The organism is Pseudoalteromonas sp. CuT4-3, assembly GCF_035666335.1.
GTDB classification, from domain to species: domain Bacteria; phylum Pseudomonadota; class Gammaproteobacteria; order Enterobacterales; family Alteromonadaceae; genus Pseudoalteromonas; species Pseudoalteromonas atlantica.
Window position 1 is genome coordinate 2,072,583 of record NZ_CP142030.1, and the last position, 17,141, is coordinate 2,089,723.

Genomic DNA, 17,141 nt, shown 5'->3' on the forward strand with positions numbered 1-17,141 from the left:
AATATCTATTTAAACTCTTTAAATAGATCATCATAAACCTTTTGTTCATCTTTTCTAAATTTAGAGTAAAAATTTGCAAATTCTTTAGTAACTGTATCAAAACTTTTTTCCTTACCGGCTAGCTCTTGACGGAGTTCTACGCACTTTCCATAAAAATTTTCCATATCTTCAAAGCTTTTTAGTTTGCTCTTTTCGTTAAATATTAATCTATTGCATTTTAAATATGATAATTGATATTCAAGCGAATATTCATTGAATTTTGAATAATTTAGAATGTCATCTAAATCTTTGATAATTCGCTCATGATCCTTTTCATTACGTGCCCTATCTATAAGTGCAAAACTGTTTTTAGTCATATCTAAATATTCTGATGATAATAGTTGGAAACTTAATTCCATTTCTGTAAGCAATTTTATCCTTTCTAAATATAACTGATGCTTTCGCCAGTTAAATAATGTCCACATAGCTATAACTAAAGCGAGAATTGTAGCTATGGATGCAATAAAAGTTGCAAGTTGAGTTAACCAATTAAAATCAGATAAAGAAATTAGATCTTTCATACATTAATAACATAGTTTAAATAATAACTTCTACTATGTTGTAGATACAAAATCAACTTTTAACTTTCACCATCTATCAGACTATTTTGTTGTCACTTTATGTCAAACAATGTCAACTTTTGACAAGCCGATCTTTTTTAAGTGCGATACAGATCCTTTAGCAATAAGGCTTAGCTAAAAATGGCTTGTCACTGAGGTTGTCAATTGAACGCATTTTTTGCACGAAAGCGGAAGGCGAGGAGGAGTGATTTTTTTAGCTCTTTGATTCTCAGCCAATAGTTAAATGGTTATTTGTAACGCACTTAACCACTGTATATAATGACAGTGTACTTTATTAACGATTGGTGAATATTATGGCGCGGGTGACTTGTCCAAATTGCGAAGCTAAAGCTACGATTACATCGCGTGAAACGCAAAGCGCGCACGTAGTAAATTTATATTGTTCGTGTACTAATACTCGTGAATGCGGGGCCACGTTTCGTATCACCCAATCGTTTGATCACTTCTTAAACCCTCCGGTGCAAAGCACGCAGCAATTAGCCGCCGCACTTATTAAAAGCCTACCGCGCGAACAGCAATTAGAATTGGTTGGGTTTTAACTTTATTACAAGCATGAATAACCCCACATATGTGGGGTTAAAATTAAAATCTATTTTGCTTTTTCTAGAATGATAAATTTAGTTAGGCTCTATAAGCTTGCATATTTATTAACTTGGCCAATTATTTGTCATATGAGTTGCAACTTCTTCATTGATTCCAGTCCAAGCAGCATTATTATTTGTACTATCTATAACTATCAAGGAGTCATTAGAGTCCATCACAGCAGAAACAGCATCTCTAGCAGATGCTGCTGATAAAGAAGAATTTACATACCAAAGAGATTTTTGTACTTTAGCCCAGCTCCCTAGCGACTTTATTTTTTCAAATATTTTTTCGTAATCCTGCCCTGGAGAGTTTAAATCATATGAAATTATTAAATTGTTAGCCATTATGGCCTCCTTTAAATTTAGTAGTTTTTCGTACATTAAACTTAATGGGGGTTGTTGATTGAAATACAAACAAAAAAGTGAAAATTAATACTTCGACGGCTACACCGTGCCTTGTTAATTATGAATCTTCAAATTCTCTATAATTTCGTCCAAAATTAAATGCTTTAATAAATATATCTGCAATAGGAGTTCTATTAAAAGTTTGTCTATTAGAAGTTAAACTTCCTCCAAATTGAGCTTGGCTGGGAACAAAAGAACTAAATAATGGAGACGATTTTAAGTTTTCTAACCCTTGTTCTATTAAGTCTCTATCTTTTATATTTGAGTCTTTTATAAAGTCTGCAATGACGAAAGCTTTTAAATCATCTAAAAAAGTAACTTGAATAATATCTATGCATCTACGAAAGTCTTTTTCACTAAGCTTTTCATATACAAACGCTATAAATAAATTTGCTATAAACTCTGCCTTATCAATATCAGTTATTGATTCAATACAAAATAAAATTTTATCGGTAACGTTATTTAAATCATCTTGGTTTACATACTTTATTTTGCCAGACATTTCTTCACGTTTTTTACCTGTAACATCATCAAGTGATTCAAAAAAACGCATTACCTTGGCTGCAAACATACGGTCTCTAATAGAGTCACTTAAATTCCATACTTTAAGCAACGTACTTACGTAAGGTATATCTTTAGCTATTCCTGTTAGTAGCTGGCTTTTAACTGCGACTTCAGTTAAATCAGCTGCTATTTCAAACCCTTTTTTCATATCAATTCCTTATTTGTTGGCAGCTCTTATCTGTACCCGCTAATTAAGTAATTAACGTGTACACTTAAGCCATTAAATCTATTGCCCACCAATCATTATCACTGATTGTGGTTGCTTCACCGCTCAATACCAATCTAGCTAATACAAGAACACCAATATTGTCATCGTATCAAATATTTCCTACTTTTTGGTTGTGGTCTGTTAGTTACTGCAAATACGTCGGCGTTAGGTTTTGGCTTATCGAATTTAGTAATAAACGGGCTGTACTGATCCTTTGCATACCCCTTTGGGCAAAACGCTTGGCAACTAATACATGCCTTTGGCATGAGTACTTTTGAAATTTGAAAAGTCATTTTCTCTCCTACGCCATCATATCCAGTGACCACCAATCGTTACTGCTGATTGCTGACGCACTGCCTTGTTTAACTAAAGTAACTAAGTCCCAATCACCAATTGTCACTAGGCCGTTTTCATCTGTAGTTGTATTAAGCGCTTGGCGCCCTTCTAGCTCTGCATAACGATAAGCAAGGTTTACAAGTTCGCGGGCTTGTTGCCAATGATCCTCTGTTACGTGCCAGCTACCCGATTTTTGGGCAAATGTTTTTGCTCGGTATTCAATATCGAGTTGCTTGTTTTGTTTTAATTGGGCGTTTTCGTCTAATACATGTAACTGGCCATCTTTGACTTGGTAAATATGGCCGTTTCTCGCGATCCTTTTCCCTGCAATTAGATCCTTTTTAACCTCTTCAATGTCCTTTTTGTCACACCCCACCATATCAAGTATTAACTCCGCGCTAGAGCCGACGGCTATAGGCGTACAGTTATTACCACTAGACCAAGATAGGTCGGCTGCGCCGACGTTGGTGCTAGCCTTAGCTGCAATTTTCTCTGCTGTACCTTTGAGTTGTCTTGTCCATTCGATAAGGCGGGTTTTTAAGCTTGTTGCATCCGTTACGTTATGCACATTGTTAAACAAACGTGTAAGCACGGCTTTGTAATCAATGTTGGTTACAACACCCTTAATACGGCGTACTACTTCGGCGTAGTCGTTACCCATTGGGGTGGCTTCATACATTGATTTAAAGTTAGCGGCGCGGCCAATACACATACCACCCTGTAGTTTTACGTAGTCTTTCCAGTTGGCAGTGTCGGCAGCGTGGCGAATAGGCTCTATTACTTCGTCTTTTACAGCGGTACGCATGCGGCGCAGTTCTCGATACACGGTTACACTTGGCGAACCCTGAAATTGAAACTGGCGAATATTCCATGTACTTGCCCAGGCTAAAACGGGGTTGGCCTGCTCTTGCAAGTTTTCACCTGTGTCAGCGTCAATATGATCACTGAGCATGTAGCCATCTATATTTTTACTTATGTATTTAGCAATGTAGGCCGCTGCACTACCCTTACTTTTATCAAGCTTTACAGCGTCAAAGCGTGGGCTAAATGTGCGGTAAAATTTGGTAGGTGCTTTGTGATTTTTCGCCTTAAACTTTTTAGGTTCTCTTTTTTCAGCTTTGGCTTTTTCGGCTTCTTCTTTATTGCGTTGTATGGCAACTTCATTGGCTTTCTTTTTTGCAAAGCCCCAATCACTGCGCTTTTGTTTATACAGCTTGAATAAATGGGTTTTCTCAGTATGAGCACGATATTTAACACAGGCCTCAACGGTTTTGATGTGCGTGCCGTGGGTGTTTATATCTACAAATTTGTTAAACACTTTTACTCGAGTAAGTTCTGGGCCGTAACGATCGTAAAGCTCGTTTTTGTCTTCTTGAATAAAGTACCAACGCAAAATAGCGTTTATTTCTTGAAGCTTATTTTTTGGCATAAATAGCATCATGTGCCAATGCGGGCATCCGTCGGCGTGCGGCTCAACTACGCGCACACCAAAGTATTTAAGGTCGCGGCGGTTTAACTTTGAACGTGCCCTTGCCCATGTGGTGGTTAAATAGTTTTGGGCATCTTTAGGGGTTGAACCGTCCCACGTACTTGCATTTGCATGAAAACGCGCAGGGCAAGTAATAGTATAAAACATAGCAACATAGCCCATTTCGTCGGCTAGCTCTTCGGTTTCACGGATGCGTAACATTAATTCGTTGCGGCGGTTAGCAGGGTTTGCCATGCCGCTTTTTACGGCTTCAATTAGGTCAATTACATCGCCGTCACTACTTTGTAGTTCCATCATTTCTAGGAACTGACGGCCACTGGCTTGAGCAAAGCTAAATTCGCGCTGTGCTTGTTTTGATGAATACGGGCTAATACCACGGCGTTTAGGTTTTTGGCTTTTTTTGTCGTAGTAAAGGTCTTTACCCACTTGGCCGGTAGCAATTTCTAGTAATTCTAAAAACTGTTTACGTAGGGTTTTTAGTTGGCGAGCCCACCACTTATCGCACTGCATTTTAAGCAACGCAATTTCAAAGCATTCTTGCGGTAGGTTGTCTTCACGCATGCTATAAAACGGTACGTTCACACCAAACGACTTTGCATGATCGCTTACGGCTTCATACGTTACACGAACTAATTTTTCATAGCTTAAACGTTGGTGCTCTTCGCTTACATCTAGGGTAATTTGCACGCACTCCATAGCGAGTGTGCCTGCGTGTTTTTTGGTTTTTTCAATACTGCTTAAAATATGCCATGGCAATGGCATATTTTGAGTAATACTAAACAGCACACCAAAGCGCGGTTTTAACCTGGCAATAGTGCGACGCAGCCATGTATTTGCGCGGTATTGGCTACCCGCCTTTTTTTGGTTGTAGCGGTCAATGTATTTACGGGCCATTCGGCTTTGTAAAGGCACTGGCACACTCTGCAAACCACGCGCTAAAAAGTTACGGTCATCAATATCGCTTATAGACGAAATTAAACCCTTAGCTATACCAGATAGCCTAAGGGTTTCAAGGTCGATTAGTTTAGGATTAGCCACGGCGTTACAGCTCTATTTCCATTGGTTCACCACCAATTTGTACGGCATTTAATGCAATGCTCATTAGGCTGTATGCTCGTTCAAAGTTAACATCGTCGTCAGCAATCATTTTTACTATGGGTAGTAAATCAGTCAACGTGTCTTCGCACTGCATTAGCATGTGTACGGTGCTGCGTTTGTTTAAAAGACGAATAGTAAAATTGGCTTGCTCAATTGCGTGTAAAACAATATTGAGTATTAACTGTTTTTTAGATAGATCTTGGTCTTTGATAGTGTTCATTTTCAGTAGTCCTTGGGGGTTAAATTACAAACAGGTTTGGTGTGAGGTTTTCTTTAGCCGTTTTGCAAAATACAAAGTGGGCGTATTCTATTGAGTCGGTTTTACTTGGCTTTTCAGGATTAAAGCCTGGGCGTTTGTGGTGAACAAATACAGAATGTAGCGGCATGGTTTGCCACATTTCAAAACGCTTTTGTGTACCTAGCCAATTAACGCGTTGCAGCATGATTATTAAACCGTGTGGTTTAACATACGTAAGCGCATTATTTAAAAATTCTTCAGAAAGACTAAACGGTGGATTAGTGATCACTGTGTCGTATTGCTCTTGGCCTTCACAACTTAAAAAGTCGTGCCCTTTTTTACTGGCTCGGCTATCCATACGTATATCCCAACTTTCAACATTAAAATAACCATGCGTATTTAATACAACTGGGTAACTCATTGGGTATTTATCACACCCGCCAGCGCTTGGGTCGAGTATGTCGTTACCTAAATCAAGTGGCGTTTTAGCCTGTGGGCTTGCTGGGTTTACTGCGTCTAAAAACTCACTAATTAACCAGTGAGGTGTTACGTAGTAATCGTCTTTGTTGCTAACCGTACCGCGATTTCGTGAACTCATGCTCAGCCCTTAATGTGCTTGTTCTGTTTTTTGAGTATTTTTAGCAATGCTAAAATCTCGCTTTTGTAAAAAACGGCTTGGCGTCATCGCATTAGCATCAACAAAGGCGGTTACTATTTCTTGAAGCTGCAAAATAGCTTGATGAATTTTAAGGCGCTTTTCACGGTCAAATTGGTGATAGCTCCTTTCCAAATCACTTTTAGATAGACCTGCCGAATAACACACAATTACTTGCTGCGGTTTACTCAAGTGCGTATACACATATTCAGCGGTATGACGATCGCTGTTAAAAAGCCCTTTAATCTCAGTAAGCCCTTTTGGTGTTGGTTTTACATCAACAACTTTTAACTGTGTTTTTTCAGGCTGTTTATTTGCGTCTGTAATACCGCGATTTTTTGCAATTTCTAATGCTGCATTTGCCATAACTTATTCACCTCACTATATTTAATTCAAAAAGCCCCTTTGTTCTGGTAAGTTATAAGTGCGAAAAACAACCAACCAAAACAAAGAGGAAAAACCTATGGATTTAATAATCCCTGAAACCAATAAAAAACAATTTAATGAGCTCGCTGAAACAATAATTAACGAGCTTGCTAAAGTATTCCCTATGGGAATAGAACTTTTTGATCACCTATACTCCAAGCACGGAGATTTACTACGACCTACAATAATTTACTTACTCCATACTGGTTACTTACATAATTTTAAAGATGAAGGTATTTATACCCTCACAGAAAAAAGCGTAGAAAACCTCGGCCGCAGAACCGGTTTTAAACCTATAATTGATTAGTATTATTAATAGCTAATACGCACTCGCGACAAAGGGCAACGAATTGGGCATTGCTATGACCATTTACATCTTTGTCGCGCTTTACCTCCAAGCGTCTTAGAAAACTGACTAGTAAAAGTAAGTCGTCTTCTGAATCGCTAATAAACGAATCAATTTTTGCGTCTAATAGCTTTTGCTTTTGTTTACTCAGTTCTCGTTCTTGCTCGTTTGTTAATTTTTCAGTCGCCATCTAGCTACTCCTAGTTATCTTGGCTTTGTTGGTGATGCGTTCTAAATTTAATTAGCTCGTTTAAGCGATAATGATTAGTTTTGCCAAACTGAATTGATTTAGGAAAATCAGGCAATTTCGACAAAATCCAAAACTTTTTACGCGCACATCCCAATACCTCGCATGCCTCAACGGTGCTAACTAGTCGGTCTTTTTGTTCTTCAAGCTCAGTGCGTAGTTGGTTGTTTTCTTGCAGTAGTGCAAACAGCACAGCTTTAGCATCAGGATGAATATCTAATAAAATAATTTGTTGTTCAGTGCTCATGCTGCATCTTCCTTTTTGCTTTTTTGATGATCGGCTAGTAAATCGTTTACCGATATTTCACCGTTAGTTAGTTCTGAAATACGCGGAATGTATTTCGCTGGGGCTTGGCCGTGACGGCTAACCCAGTGATGTACAACTGATTGCTTAGTACCTAGGACTGTAGCGAGCTTGGTTTGCCCACCAATTATTTTTACTGCTTTATCTATGGCTGACATTTTAATCTCCAATAACTGTTAACCACTTTTTTCTATAATACAATCTCTTTTATTGGTTTGTAAACCACTTTTGGTTGTATTGTTGAAAATAAAACCAATAATAGCGATTTGACCAAAACCACTTAAAGTTGTGATAATCTTTATAGAACACACTTAAAGTGTTAAAAATAAAACCTATGGAGATAATATGGATATTGCAGACCGCGTTAAAAAGTTAAGGAAAGCTCTAGATTTAACCCAGTATCAATTAGCTGAGTTAGTAGGTGTGGCGCAGAACTCAATACAAAAATTAGAGAAAGGCGATACTAAAAACCCACGCAACATTGAAGCGTTAGCACGAGCACTGCAATGCACACCTGAATATTTACGGTTTGGTATCGGTGAAGGTAGTAATAGCAATGTTTCAGCAGGCCCATCAATTAAAGCCACAGCCCCACTTATCAGCTGGGTTCAAGCCGGTGCTTGGTCAGAAATAAGTGAGATTAAAGCGTATGACGCAGAACGTTTTATGTGCCCGGTTAATTGCAGCGACCTAACTTTTGTTTTAAAGGTGCAAGGTATTAGCATGGAGCCAAAGTTTGATGAAGGTGATTTGATTTTTGTAGACCCTGAAGCGGAATGCATCCACGGTTCGTACGTAGTAGCCCGCCTAGACGACGACAACCAAGCCACTTTTAAACAGCTCATAATCGAAAACGGCCATAAATTCCTAAAAGCCGCAAACCCCAACTGGCCAGAGCAACTAATCCCAATAAACGGCAACTGCACGTTGGTAGGAAAAGTTATATTTACGGGTAAGTCGCTTTAAAATTAATAATATTTTTAGCTATTACAAGGATGTATATGAAAAATTTAAAAATGATATTTGTCTGTATACTGTTAATTTTTGTTGGGGTGATTTTAAGTGATGCACTTCCATCTGTTCTTGATGGTTCACAATCAATATTGCATATTATGGATAAATACTTGAAGCCAATTTTTTTCCTTCTAGCCACCTCCTTTACTATCTATTTAGGCTATCAGAAAATAGGTAACAAAGTAAAAGCAACATACACTGTAAAATCTGAACGCTTTAGACCCTGTTATATTAGCTCTGTTGTTTTAACCAATTGCAAAGATAAGCCACTTATTGTTAAATCAATTCTAGCTGAGCTGCCTGATAACAAACATGTGTCGTTAATCAAACTAACAGACCCAATTGTTTTATCGGCTTACTCTTCAACTAAAGTAGATATTCCTCCGTTTAGTAAACTGTCTTTGGAAGGTAAAGAGTATAAGACAATGTTTCTGAAGGTTAAGATAATTATTGAAAGTGATTCTAAATATATAAAATGTGAAGAGCCACATATTATATATGGCCTTTCATCAACCCTTATAAGGAAATCAAATAGGAAATTTAATGGTTTTATTCACGATGAAACTCTTAAGTATGCACTTGTTTACTATGTAAATGATAAAGTTTATACCGCTTTTATTTCAGATATCGGTTTTTTAGGCAATGAATGGGAATACGGGCAATGCTTAATTGCAAATAATGGTGGGCCCATTAATATTAATAATATAAGACAAATGTTAAAAGAAAACCTTATAAAAGAATGGGTTCTGTATGACCTAAACAAAAGTAACGGAGGAAGAGCTATTTACTCCAGTGGTAACGAGTAGAGAAACTAGGGCATTCAGCAGCTCGGGCGCAATATCCTAAAAGCCACTGCTGGTTTATGGCCTGAACAACTAATCCCTATAAACGGCAATTGTACGTCACTGGGCAAAGTCATATTTACGAGTAAATCGCTTTAAAAAATAAGGATAATGAAATGAATGATTTATACGATTACGCTAATATTAAAGTTGATTATGTTAATGATATTTATAATAAGCTAACTAACGATGCACCTTGCCCCATTTGTAAAACGGGTGTTCTTAGTTTTTTAGCGGCAGACGACGAACTTTTAGCAGTCACGCAACAAAAAGCTCACTATATAAAACAAGGTGATACATTAGAATCAGTTACATTTCCTACTTATACATTAATTTGCACTACTTGCGGCACTCAACAATCTATCAATGCAAATATAATTTTAGATGCAGCCGACACCGAACATACCAAGGAAGTGCTAGATGCCTCCGCTAAAGGGGTAAAGAATGACTGCTAAAATCACACATCTATCAACAGTCAGTGCTAATATGCGTAATAAATCAGGCAATGGCGGTGGTGGTGATATGGAAACCAGAATAGCAAAACTCGAATCAGACGTTGAATATATTAAAAATGACATTCTCGATATTAAAACAGAGCTAAGAGGGCACAGCGAAGATTTTAAAGCTATTCGTAGTGATATGAATAGCGAGTTTAAAAGCGTCCGCTCTGAGATACACAATGAGTTTAAAAGCGTCCGCTCTGAAATTGGTGGGGTTAAAAAAGATTTAACCGACATCAAAGTCATGATCCCACAACTACAAGTTAAAATGCTCATTTGGGGCGTTGGCATTGTGTTTTCTGCCGTAGGCCTTGGCCTTGCCGCCGCACGTTATATGTTTAGCTAATTACCAATAAAAACCTGGTATAAATAAACCCGCGTTTGCGGGTTTTAATTATGAATCTTTCGTAAGTTTTTTATGGACAAATTCTTCATGTGATTTGTGCTGCATTTCTTTCCAAGAAGAAAAGCTAGTGTTCCCCACAATAAAAGCTTCCCACTCATCATCTGGTATAGCTTTAAAATCTTCAGCAGTATTAACATCAAATCCACTTGCATCAACAAGCTCATCTAAACTTGAGTAACTTGAATAGCGAGATATAAACTCATTTGTCATTACATCACCAATAGCAATTGTATTTAGTTTCCCTAGTTCACTTAGGTTTTTCTGTAATTTATTTAGTCCACTCATATCTGTTTTTGTATACATGAAAACTCTCTTTTATTTTTGATTGAGAGTTTAGCTTAGTTAACGGTATGAATTTATCAAATTTATTCACATCGAGTAGGGTGAGGCTTTTGCCTCATCCCTCTCACAGAACCGTACGTACGGGCCTCGTATACGGCTCCTGTATTCTTTTATTCCTTCGGCTTATTTTCTAAACGCCGATTGAGCAAGCCACCCTGTACTTACTTTTTCCATTGAATATAAACCTTGCTCTTCAAACCATTGGTTTGGCATCGCTACACTCGATAATGGACTTAGAGAGTTTCGCCATGAGTTCATTTTGATGAACTTAAATGGCGGCTTTTTCCCTAACTGTTTTAGTCGTTTATGCAACCTCGCTGGATTTTTCCACAACCTTAACTGAATTGCCCTTAATCGTCGTCTCACCCACCTCGCCAACACCTCTAGCACCCGTTTACAATTGGCTATACTGAAATAATTTACAAAACCACGCACCACTGGGTTTAGTCTTTTTATTACTTCAACTAAGTTCATGCCGCTATTTCGTTTTGTTAATCGTTTAACTTTTTGTTTGAAGCCTTTGAGTTTTGAGGCTTGGATCCGTGTCCAATTACTGCCTATCTCCACTCCCAAAAACTTTACCCCTTCACTGCTATGCGCTATATGGGTTTTCTTTTGGTTGACTGTTAACTTCAAGTCTTTTTCAAGTAGATGGGTTGCTACAGTGAGTGCATTCTTGGCTGCTGTTTCTGTGCAGCATAAGATCAAAATGTCGTCGGCGTACCTCACTATTCTGTGATGTCGCTTTTTCATTTCTTGATCAAACGCATCTAGGTAGATATTCGCCAACAATGGACTGATAACCCCACCTTGTGGACTTCCTTGCTCACTCGCTTCCCAGTGATTACCTATCATTACCCCACTTTTTAAGAACTGATCGAGCAGCTTTAAAAGGCTACCGTCTGTCACTTTGCGTTTGACGCTGCTAATAATCAAATCGTGATCAAGTAGGTCAAAGCACTTCGACAGATCCATATCAACCACCCACTCACGGTGATATTTACGAATAAATACCGTCGCTTTACTGATGGCATCATGGCAGCTTCGTGTCGGCCTGTACCCATAACTTGATGGATGAAAGTCGATGTCGAAGATCGGCTGGAGAATGTTCAATAGTGTCTGTTGTACTATGCGGTCGCGAACTGTTGGTATACCCAGCAATCTCACGCCGCCATCGCCTTTCGGTATTTCTATCCGTTTGACTGGCTGCGCCCGATACTGCTTGGTGTGCAGTTCACGTTGCAGTTGTTTCAAGTTTTCTTCTAAATTCAAGGCGAACGTGGCTATGGACTGCCCATCTATTCCGGCTGCTCCTTTCGCTGCTTTCACTTTTTTGAATCCCTTGTACAGGTTATTAATATCTAATAATTGCCCATACAAGCTGTAGTAAACTGTCATCAATTGCCTTTGCTTGCGGTATGTCTGTCGTTTCACATTGATGTATAGTCGGGTTCTTCATGATGACATTAGGTGTGCTAGCCGAATGGCAATCTGCCTAAGTGGTCAGTCATTACTCCCGTGCTCGGCCTTCAATTCTCAGCGTCCACATTCCTGCTTAGCCGTCATCTTTTGCCTATTTCCGTCGAAATACATGTGAGCCTATACGCCGATATTCCTGATTTTCATACACTTAAAGAATACTTCCCCCCTTCGCAATCAATTAAAACTTTTGGTTGAAATTGACCCTATCAAACATTCTGCTGATAGTCGGCTTGGTTTTGTCCTCCACACCATTACTGGCTTTCATCGGCCTAGCCTTATTCACTACTACGGGTTCATCTGCCACCTCACACCGACGTTAAACCTTGGGTTTCCCCTTGAGTTTAGGCCACTTATTTACACTAAGTTTAGATGCCAGGCTTCCCCAGTTACTGCACTGGCTCCCTGTTAGAAATTCCACCCTCAAGCACAGCATTGGTCTGACTAAGTATAGGGCGTTGCGCTATTTTTCACGCTGACCCACCAATACTGCCGAAACAGGTTACGGTTAGTTGTGTACCTCTAACTTCTTATGGCTTCCTTCAGACCCCACCGTTGGCCAGTGACGCCCTTGCCATTCAGATTATCTTCCCCTTAGTCGGGGTGATAAGGCATCTTTCAGCCTATCGGGTTTGCCAGCTTCGCTGGGCAAACAAAAAAACCCGCTATTAGCGGGCTTGTTTATTAAACTCTGTTGATTGCTCTATCAGCTCATCAATACTACTGGGTATTGCCCCTTTTAATAGCATTTTTTTGAAAACTTCGTAAACATCTGTTTTACTACCTTCTTTACGAAGCGTTGACTGGTCATTAAACCAAGCTAGAACTATTACTTTATTTGTACTCGAAAACTTAAAAAACAAACGATATCGATTAGGCATGCCCTTTTTGGCTCTTCGCCAATCCCGGTTACTTTTACCTAACGTATTGCCCAGTATAAAAGCTGGTGCTTGAGGATCTATAAATATGCGATTTTCTATGCAATCTGTAACACATTCAAATAATTTGTAGATTGCAGATTCGTAAAAGTGTTCTGGGTCTTTTTTGGCTTCGCGTTCGACCTGATCCAATACCTCCGTGTATCTATTCTCAAATACAGTATGCCAATACTTTTCCCAGTACATTTACATCTCTATTAATTCGTTGTTTTGACGTGCAACAAGTGCTTTGTGCTTAATTGCAGCGATGCGATCAAATACAGAATCAGGAATTTTTTTTACATTTCCTGCTTTAATGTCAACATCGAGCAAGTTTAAAAACTGCTCTGTTGCTGCATTCTCTTTTTTTACTTCGCTTAATTGGATAACTTGATTTTTCATTACAGCTCCATTCTTAGCTATAAATAAAAGCCATTTTAGTTTAATAAAAAGCCTATTAATTACATTGTTGGGAGCCCATTAACTGTACCCACAACCAAACCTCTGAGTGTCATTAACTGTACCCACAACCAAATAGTAGCATATTGGCTCTCAAAACAGCAAGAGACACTAGGAGACTATAAGAGACAACGGTGATAACTGTAGATATCAAAGGTCAGTTTATGATTCCATTCAATATTTGATGACCAATGTATTTACACAGCTGATTTTATTCTTCTTTATATAAATTTAAATCAATAGCTGATGTACTGGTCTCGAATGAAAACTCTTCGTTATATAACGATTTATATTCAATTTTGACCCTGCAATTAGTAACAATTAGATTAATTATCTTTTTAAACCTATCTGTTGGTATGTCGCTTGATACGTCTGAAACTACTGTTAAATCTATCAATTTAAATATTTCGTCATTTGACATGCCGAAATCACTGCCAAGGTTAATTATTTTAAGATGATCTTTATGCTTAATATATGGATTTACTTTATTTCTTAGCTCTTCGTCAGTTATTTCTTGACCTGCCCAGTAGTATTTAAAAGACTCAATTTTAGCCACACCATGACCTTTATTTCTGATTGAGTATGTGAAGCATTTATCACCCTCCTCCATAAAGTCATAAATTAATGGTTGAACGGACAACTTATTATGCTTACGGCTAATCCAAGCTTGATGTACAGCAACAAAAAACGCTAAGCACGCAATAAATGTGCTCCAATCAAAAACAAATTTAATGATTTCTTTGCTTTCTTCCATTCTAATTTTATCCTTTATTATTGAGTGATTCTAAAATAGCATCTTCAATAAGCTGGCAATAGAGCTCGTAACCTTCGGCCTGTTCTTTTATCCAATCATGTTTGTTGTATACAGCCATTACTCCTCGCATTGTATGGCCTAACATTTTTTCGGTTACATGCGGCGCTACACCATTTTCACTCAGCAATGTTGATAACGAACGACGAGCATCGTGCGGTAGAAACTTGGGCATTTTATATTTTTCAAACAAGTGATCCCACATTCGACAGCAATAACGATTAATACTGTGGGTGGTCATTGGTTTGTGTGGATTACCACCTGGTATTAGGTAACCTTTTCGCCCATACACCATCGCAAGCGTATCTAGTATGCTTTTCATCTTAGCTGAAATTGGCCTACGGATAGCTTTATTTGTTTTTGAGTTTTCGGGCGGTACTGTCCAAATGCCATTTTCAAAGTCAAAATGCTCCCACTTTGCTAAACGAACCTCTGATTGGCGAGCCCCTGTTATATAAATTAGTTGTAGGCATGCTTTAGTAGCTGGGGTGGCTTTTGAGCTTTCTATTTGTATCCAAAGCTTTGCAATTTCATCAAAGCGCATAACTCGTTGGCCAACCGATGCTTGTTCACCGATATCATTTACATTTAATGTGAGCACAGGGTTAAATGGTTTTACTTCCCCTCGCTTTTCAGCCCAACCAATAATCGACTTAATACGTACTAGTATAGTACCGGCTGTTTTAGCACTGCCTTGTGCTTTTACTTCATCAAAATATGTTATCCAATCTTTAATGGTCATTAAATCAAGCGGCGTATTTTTATCATTAAGTATTGGTACAATCCATTTACTGACTTGGTTTGCGTATAAAATTTGTGTTTTTTCTTTTAGGTCAGGTACTTTTTTATCTAGCCACGTTGCAGCAACTTCTGCCATTGTAGGCAGGCCCTTGGCATTGTTACGCATAAGCTTAAGCTCTAGGCGTGGGTCTTTATCTTGGCTCAACCAATTTTGAAACAGCGGTATGTAGTCTTGTGCTTCTTTTATGCTTAACCCAGGATAACGCCCTAGCGTAATAATTACCTGCTTAGCATCGACACGACAACGGTATTGCCAAGTGATAGTCCCCTTAGCTGATACCCTTACACTTAAACTATCTCTATGCGATAATACGCACGGTGTTTGATTTTTACCTAGCAGCTTTCTTAATTTGGTGTCACTGATTGCCATTTAATTTTTTATACACAGTTAGCAAAAAATTTATACACGATACTATACACACAATGCGTCAATTACAAGAAACTCAAAAATACAAAAAGAAACTGAGTAGCGCTAATAACCCGTAAATATAAAGGGCTAAGACATAGAATGAATAATGAAAGCTATCAAGAGAATCAAGCGACAATCTATTGGCACGATTATGAGACCTGGGGGGCGAGCCCTCAAAAAGATAAGCCGAGCCAGTTTGCGGGAATTCGTACCGATCTTGATTTAAATATAATTGGCGAGCCGCTTATTGAATATTGTAAGCCGCAAGCGGATTACTTGCCTCACCCTGAGGCATGTTTAATTACGGGTATTACGCCACAAGTGGCGATGCAAAAAGGTTTGGTTGAGGCTGAGTTTATAGCCAAAATTCACGCTGAATTTAGTGCGCCAAACACCTGTGTTGCTGGTTATAACAGTATTCGCTTTGATGACGAAGTAAGCCGTTATAGCTTTTATCGTAACTTTTACGACCCGTACGAGCGCGAATATAAAAATAATAACAGCCGCTGGGATATTATTGATTTAGTACGTGCATGTTATGCGCTGCGCCCTGAGGGCATTGAATGGCCGTTAAAAGAAGATGGCAGCCCAAGCTTTAAGCTTGAACATTTAACGGTAGCTAATGGCATTGAACACGCCGCTGCGCACGATGCGCTAAGCGATGTAACTGCCACTATTGCACTGGCTAAACTTATAAAAGAAAAACAACCAAAGCTTTATAATTTCTTTTTTGGGCTGCGTAATAAGAAAGCGCTTGGTGAGTTAGTTGATGTATTTAACATGACGCCGCTGGTACACACATCATCGCGTATTCCTGCAACGCAGGGCTGTACTACGTGGGTAGCGCCCATGAGCTTTCATCCGGTAAATAAAAACGCCGTTATATGTTTTGATTTAACCCAAAACCCGCAAGTATTGCTTGATTTAAACGTAGAAGAACTACGTAAACGTTTATACACCAAACGCGTTGATTTAGCCGAGGGTGATTTACCTGTTGGTTTAAAGCTGGTGCATTTAAACAAGTGCCCTATTTTAGCGCCTGCTAAAACGTTATTGCCTGAAAACGCAGCCCGTTTAGGCATTGACCGCGAGCAATGCCTCGCTAATTTAGCTATTTTAAAAGCCAATACCGAGCTTCGCGATAAAGTAACCGAAGTGTTTAATGAAAAAGGCGATTACAGCGCGACCACTAACGTTGATTACTTACTTTACGATGGCTTTACAAGCCATGCCGACAAAGCTAAATTTGCGATTATCCTCGATGCTAAACCAGACGAGCTAGCGGGCTTAAGTTTAGATTTTGAAGATAAAAAATTCAATACATTACTGTTTAGATACCGCGCGCGAAACTGGCCTGAAACGCTCAACCAGCAAGAGCTTGACCAATGGCGTCAGTATTGCCAAAACAAGTTAATGCACGGAGAAGATCAACCCTCAATTAGTGCACAAGATTTTATGATCACCCTTGAAAACTTGGCCCATGAGCACGACGACAGCGAAAAAAACCTCACCATCTTAAAGGCTTTGTATAACTACGCGCAAAGCATGTAATTTGGTTTAAGTTTGTTTGTATGAGTATAGGTAAAGTACACTGAGCTAAATTCATCTTGTGGCGCTAATTACTTACGCGAGAAGGAGAAC

The 17,141-nt window shown here is 38.8% G+C and carries 23 protein-coding genes; 7 read left to right on the forward strand and 16 right to left on the reverse strand.

Going from position 1 to position 17,141, the window contains the following annotated elements:
• Positions 1 to 5 precede the first annotated feature (5 nt).
• Positions 6 to 560, reverse strand: coding sequence for a hypothetical protein (locus tag VOI46_RS09440; protein WP_282338218.1), 555 nt, complete (start codon positions 558 to 560; stop codon positions 6 to 8).
• Between the two features lie 353 nt (positions 561 to 913).
• Between VOI46_RS09440 and VOI46_RS09445 the strand changes: the two genes are divergently transcribed.
• On the forward strand, positions 914 to 1,159 hold the full coding sequence (locus tag VOI46_RS09445; protein ID WP_282338220.1) for an ogr/Delta-like zinc finger family protein: 246 nt from the start codon (positions 914 to 916) through the stop codon (positions 1,157 to 1,159).
• Between the two features lie 108 nt (positions 1,160 to 1,267).
• Here VOI46_RS09445 and VOI46_RS09450 read toward each other — a convergent pair whose 3' ends face one another.
• The 6 genes from VOI46_RS09450 to VOI46_RS09475 all read right to left on the reverse strand — a co-directional run bounded on the left by VOI46_RS09450 (position 1,268) and on the right by VOI46_RS09475 (position 6,563).
• Positions 1,268 to 1,549: a hypothetical protein gene (locus VOI46_RS09450; RefSeq protein ID WP_282338222.1), complete on the reverse strand. Its 282-nt coding sequence runs from the start codon at positions 1,547 to 1,549 to the stop codon at positions 1,268 to 1,270.
• Positions 1,550 to 1,667: 118 nt separating this feature from the next.
• The gene (locus tag VOI46_RS09455) at positions 1,668 to 2,321 is read right to left on the reverse strand and encodes a hypothetical protein (protein ID WP_282338223.1); all 654 of its coding nucleotides are present in this window, start codon (positions 2,319 to 2,321) and stop codon (positions 1,668 to 1,670) included.
• 361 nt (positions 2,322 to 2,682) lie between these two features.
• Entirely contained in the window at positions 2,683 to 5,244 is a 2,562-nt protein-coding gene (locus tag VOI46_RS09460) for a replication endonuclease (protein ID WP_282338225.1), read from the reverse strand.
• A 4-nt stretch (positions 5,245 to 5,248) separates the two neighbouring features.
• On the reverse strand, positions 5,249 to 5,524 hold the full coding sequence (locus VOI46_RS09465; RefSeq protein WP_282338226.1) for a hypothetical protein: 276 nt from the start codon (positions 5,522 to 5,524) through the stop codon (positions 5,249 to 5,251).
• A gap of 19 nt (positions 5,525 to 5,543) precedes the next feature.
• Positions 5,544 to 6,140, reverse strand: coding sequence for an SAM-dependent methyltransferase (locus VOI46_RS09470; protein WP_282338227.1), 597 nt, complete (start codon positions 6,138 to 6,140; stop codon positions 5,544 to 5,546).
• A 9-nt stretch (positions 6,141 to 6,149) separates the two neighbouring features.
• Positions 6,150 to 6,563: a hypothetical protein gene (locus tag VOI46_RS09475; protein ID WP_282338228.1), complete on the reverse strand. Its 414-nt coding sequence runs from the start codon at positions 6,561 to 6,563 to the stop codon at positions 6,150 to 6,152.
• Positions 6,564 to 6,660: 97 nt separating this feature from the next.
• Between VOI46_RS09475 and VOI46_RS09480 the strand changes: the two genes are divergently transcribed.
• Positions 6,661 to 6,930: a hypothetical protein gene (locus VOI46_RS09480; RefSeq protein WP_282338229.1), complete on the forward strand. Its 270-nt coding sequence runs from the start codon at positions 6,661 to 6,663 to the stop codon at positions 6,928 to 6,930.
• On the opposite strand, the gene VOI46_RS09485 is transcribed toward VOI46_RS09480, so the two are convergent.
• The 3 genes from VOI46_RS09485 to VOI46_RS09495 are packed head-to-tail and all read right to left on the reverse strand — an operon-like array spanning position 6,917 to position 7,678.
• On the reverse strand, positions 6,917 to 7,159 hold the full coding sequence (locus VOI46_RS09485; protein ID WP_282338230.1) for a hypothetical protein: 243 nt from the start codon (positions 7,157 to 7,159) through the stop codon (positions 6,917 to 6,919). The genes VOI46_RS09480 and VOI46_RS09485 overlap by 14 nt on opposite strands.
• A 10-nt stretch (positions 7,160 to 7,169) precedes the next feature.
• The gene (locus tag VOI46_RS09490) at positions 7,170 to 7,463 is read right to left on the reverse strand and encodes a hypothetical protein (protein ID WP_324737983.1); all 294 of its coding nucleotides are present in this window, start codon (positions 7,461 to 7,463) and stop codon (positions 7,170 to 7,172) included.
• Positions 7,460 to 7,678: a YdaS family helix-turn-helix protein gene (locus tag VOI46_RS09495; protein WP_004587558.1), complete on the reverse strand. Its 219-nt coding sequence runs from the start codon at positions 7,676 to 7,678 to the stop codon at positions 7,460 to 7,462. The genes VOI46_RS09490 and VOI46_RS09495 overlap by 4 nt, the downstream gene beginning before the upstream one ends.
• A 187-nt stretch (positions 7,679 to 7,865) precedes the next feature.
• On the opposite strand from VOI46_RS09495, the gene VOI46_RS09500 reads away from it, so the two are divergent.
• The 4 genes from VOI46_RS09500 (at position 7,866) to VOI46_RS09515 (ending at position 10,222) form a co-directional block, all read left to right on the forward strand.
• Positions 7,866 to 8,486 (forward strand): XRE family transcriptional regulator, encoded by a 621-nt coding sequence (locus tag VOI46_RS09500; protein ID WP_004587559.1) that lies wholly within the window; start codon positions 7,866 to 7,868, stop codon positions 8,484 to 8,486.
• A 35-nt stretch (positions 8,487 to 8,521) separates the two neighbouring features.
• On the forward strand, positions 8,522 to 9,340 hold the full coding sequence (locus tag VOI46_RS09505; RefSeq protein ID WP_324737984.1) for a hypothetical protein: 819 nt from the start codon (positions 8,522 to 8,524) through the stop codon (positions 9,338 to 9,340).
• Between the two features lie 152 nt (positions 9,341 to 9,492).
• A complete protein-coding gene (locus tag VOI46_RS09510) occupies positions 9,493 to 9,831 on the forward strand; it encodes a hypothetical protein (protein WP_282338236.1) in 339 nt (112 codons plus the stop codon).
• Positions 9,821 to 10,222 carry a hypothetical protein gene (locus VOI46_RS09515; protein WP_282338237.1) on the forward strand — a complete coding sequence of 134 codons (402 nt, stop codon included), beginning with the start codon at positions 9,821 to 9,823 and terminating at the stop codon, positions 10,220 to 10,222. The genes VOI46_RS09510 and VOI46_RS09515 overlap by 11 nt, the downstream gene beginning before the upstream one ends.
• A gap of 48 nt (positions 10,223 to 10,270) precedes the next feature.
• Here VOI46_RS09515 and VOI46_RS09520 read toward each other — a convergent pair whose 3' ends face one another.
• From VOI46_RS09520 to VOI46_RS09545, 6 genes are all read right to left on the reverse strand, one after another.
• Positions 10,271 to 10,585, reverse strand: coding sequence for a hypothetical protein (locus tag VOI46_RS09520; RefSeq protein ID WP_324737985.1), 315 nt, complete (start codon positions 10,583 to 10,585; stop codon positions 10,271 to 10,273).
• A gap of 162 nt (positions 10,586 to 10,747) precedes the next feature.
• Positions 10,748 to 12,022, reverse strand: a complete 1,275-nt coding sequence (gene ltrA / locus VOI46_RS09525; protein WP_324737986.1) for a group II intron reverse transcriptase/maturase — start codon at positions 12,020 to 12,022, stop codon at positions 10,748 to 10,750.
• Positions 12,023 to 12,771: 749 nt separating this feature from the next.
• Positions 12,772 to 13,227, reverse strand: a complete 456-nt coding sequence (locus VOI46_RS09530) for a type II toxin-antitoxin system YhaV family toxin (RefSeq protein ID WP_282338240.1) — start codon at positions 13,225 to 13,227, stop codon at positions 12,772 to 12,774.
• Positions 13,228 to 13,422, reverse strand: coding sequence for a hypothetical protein (locus tag VOI46_RS09535; protein ID WP_282338241.1), 195 nt, complete (start codon positions 13,420 to 13,422; stop codon positions 13,228 to 13,230). It lies immediately after the preceding gene.
• A gap of 268 nt (positions 13,423 to 13,690) precedes the next feature.
• A complete protein-coding gene (locus VOI46_RS09540; protein WP_149592036.1) occupies positions 13,691 to 14,233 on the reverse strand; it encodes a hypothetical protein in 543 nt (180 codons plus the stop codon).
• A 7-nt stretch (positions 14,234 to 14,240) separates the two neighbouring features.
• Positions 14,241 to 15,461, reverse strand: a complete 1,221-nt coding sequence (locus VOI46_RS09545) for a tyrosine-type recombinase/integrase (RefSeq protein WP_324737987.1) — start codon at positions 15,459 to 15,461, stop codon at positions 14,241 to 14,243.
• Positions 15,462 to 15,599: 138 nt separating this feature from the next.
• On the opposite strand from VOI46_RS09545, the gene sbcB reads away from it, so the two are divergent.
• Positions 15,600 to 17,051 carry an exodeoxyribonuclease I gene (gene sbcB / locus VOI46_RS09550; protein ID WP_004587569.1) on the forward strand — a complete coding sequence of 484 codons (1,452 nt, stop codon included), beginning with the start codon at positions 15,600 to 15,602 and terminating at the stop codon, positions 17,049 to 17,051.
• The last annotated feature ends 90 nt before the right edge of the window (positions 17,052 to 17,141 follow it).

Excerpts from the sequence above, each read along its gene's own strand:
- VOI46_RS09440 (WP_282338218.1), bottom strand. The coding sequence starts at position 560 with ATGAAAGATCTAATTTCTTTATCTGATTTTAATTGGTTAACTCAACTT.
- VOI46_RS09445 (WP_282338220.1), top strand. The coding sequence starts at position 914 with ATGGCGCGGGTGACTTGTCCAAATTGCGAAGCTAAAGCTACGATTACA.
- VOI46_RS09450 (WP_282338222.1), bottom strand. The coding sequence starts at position 1,549 with ATGGCTAACAATTTAATAATTTCATATGATTTAAACTCTCCAGGGCAG.
- VOI46_RS09455 (WP_282338223.1), bottom strand. The coding sequence starts at position 2,321 with ATGAAAAAAGGGTTTGAAATAGCAGCTGATTTAACTGAAGTCGCAGTT.
- VOI46_RS09465 (WP_282338226.1), bottom strand. The coding sequence starts at position 5,524 with ATGAACACTATCAAAGACCAAGATCTATCTAAAAAACAGTTAATACTC.
- VOI46_RS09470 (WP_282338227.1), bottom strand. The coding sequence starts at position 6,140 with ATGAGTTCACGAAATCGCGGTACGGTTAGCAACAAAGACGATTACTAC.
- VOI46_RS09475 (WP_282338228.1), bottom strand. The coding sequence starts at position 6,563 with ATGGCAAATGCAGCATTAGAAATTGCAAAAAATCGCGGTATTACAGAC.
- VOI46_RS09480 (WP_282338229.1), top strand. The coding sequence starts at position 6,661 with ATGGATTTAATAATCCCTGAAACCAATAAAAAACAATTTAATGAGCTC.
- VOI46_RS09485 (WP_282338230.1), bottom strand. The coding sequence starts at position 7,159 with ATGGCGACTGAAAAATTAACAAACGAGCAAGAACGAGAACTGAGTAAA.
- VOI46_RS09490 (WP_324737983.1), bottom strand. The coding sequence starts at position 7,463 with ATGAGCACTGAACAACAAATTATTTTATTAGATATTCATCCTGATGCT.
- VOI46_RS09495 (WP_004587558.1), bottom strand. The coding sequence starts at position 7,678 with ATGTCAGCCATAGATAAAGCAGTAAAAATAATTGGTGGGCAAACCAAG.
- VOI46_RS09500 (WP_004587559.1), top strand. The coding sequence starts at position 7,866 with ATGGATATTGCAGACCGCGTTAAAAAGTTAAGGAAAGCTCTAGATTTA.
- VOI46_RS09505 (WP_324737984.1), top strand. The coding sequence starts at position 8,522 with ATGAAAAATTTAAAAATGATATTTGTCTGTATACTGTTAATTTTTGTT.
- VOI46_RS09510 (WP_282338236.1), top strand. The coding sequence starts at position 9,493 with ATGAATGATTTATACGATTACGCTAATATTAAAGTTGATTATGTTAAT.
- VOI46_RS09515 (WP_282338237.1), top strand. The coding sequence starts at position 9,821 with ATGACTGCTAAAATCACACATCTATCAACAGTCAGTGCTAATATGCGT.
- VOI46_RS09520 (WP_324737985.1), bottom strand. The coding sequence starts at position 10,585 with ATGTATACAAAAACAGATATGAGTGGACTAAATAAATTACAGAAAAAC.
- ltrA (WP_324737986.1), bottom strand. The coding sequence starts at position 12,022 with ATGACAGTTTACTACAGCTTGTATGGGCAATTATTAGATATTAATAAC.
- VOI46_RS09530 (WP_282338240.1), bottom strand. The coding sequence starts at position 13,227 with ATGTACTGGGAAAAGTATTGGCATACTGTATTTGAGAATAGATACACG.
- VOI46_RS09535 (WP_282338241.1), bottom strand. The coding sequence starts at position 13,422 with ATGAAAAATCAAGTTATCCAATTAAGCGAAGTAAAAAAAGAGAATGCA.
- VOI46_RS09540 (WP_149592036.1), bottom strand. The coding sequence starts at position 14,233 with ATGGAAGAAAGCAAAGAAATCATTAAATTTGTTTTTGATTGGAGCACA.
- VOI46_RS09545 (WP_324737987.1), bottom strand. The coding sequence starts at position 15,461 with ATGGCAATCAGTGACACCAAATTAAGAAAGCTGCTAGGTAAAAATCAA.
- sbcB (WP_004587569.1), top strand. The coding sequence starts at position 15,600 with ATGAATAATGAAAGCTATCAAGAGAATCAAGCGACAATCTATTGGCAC.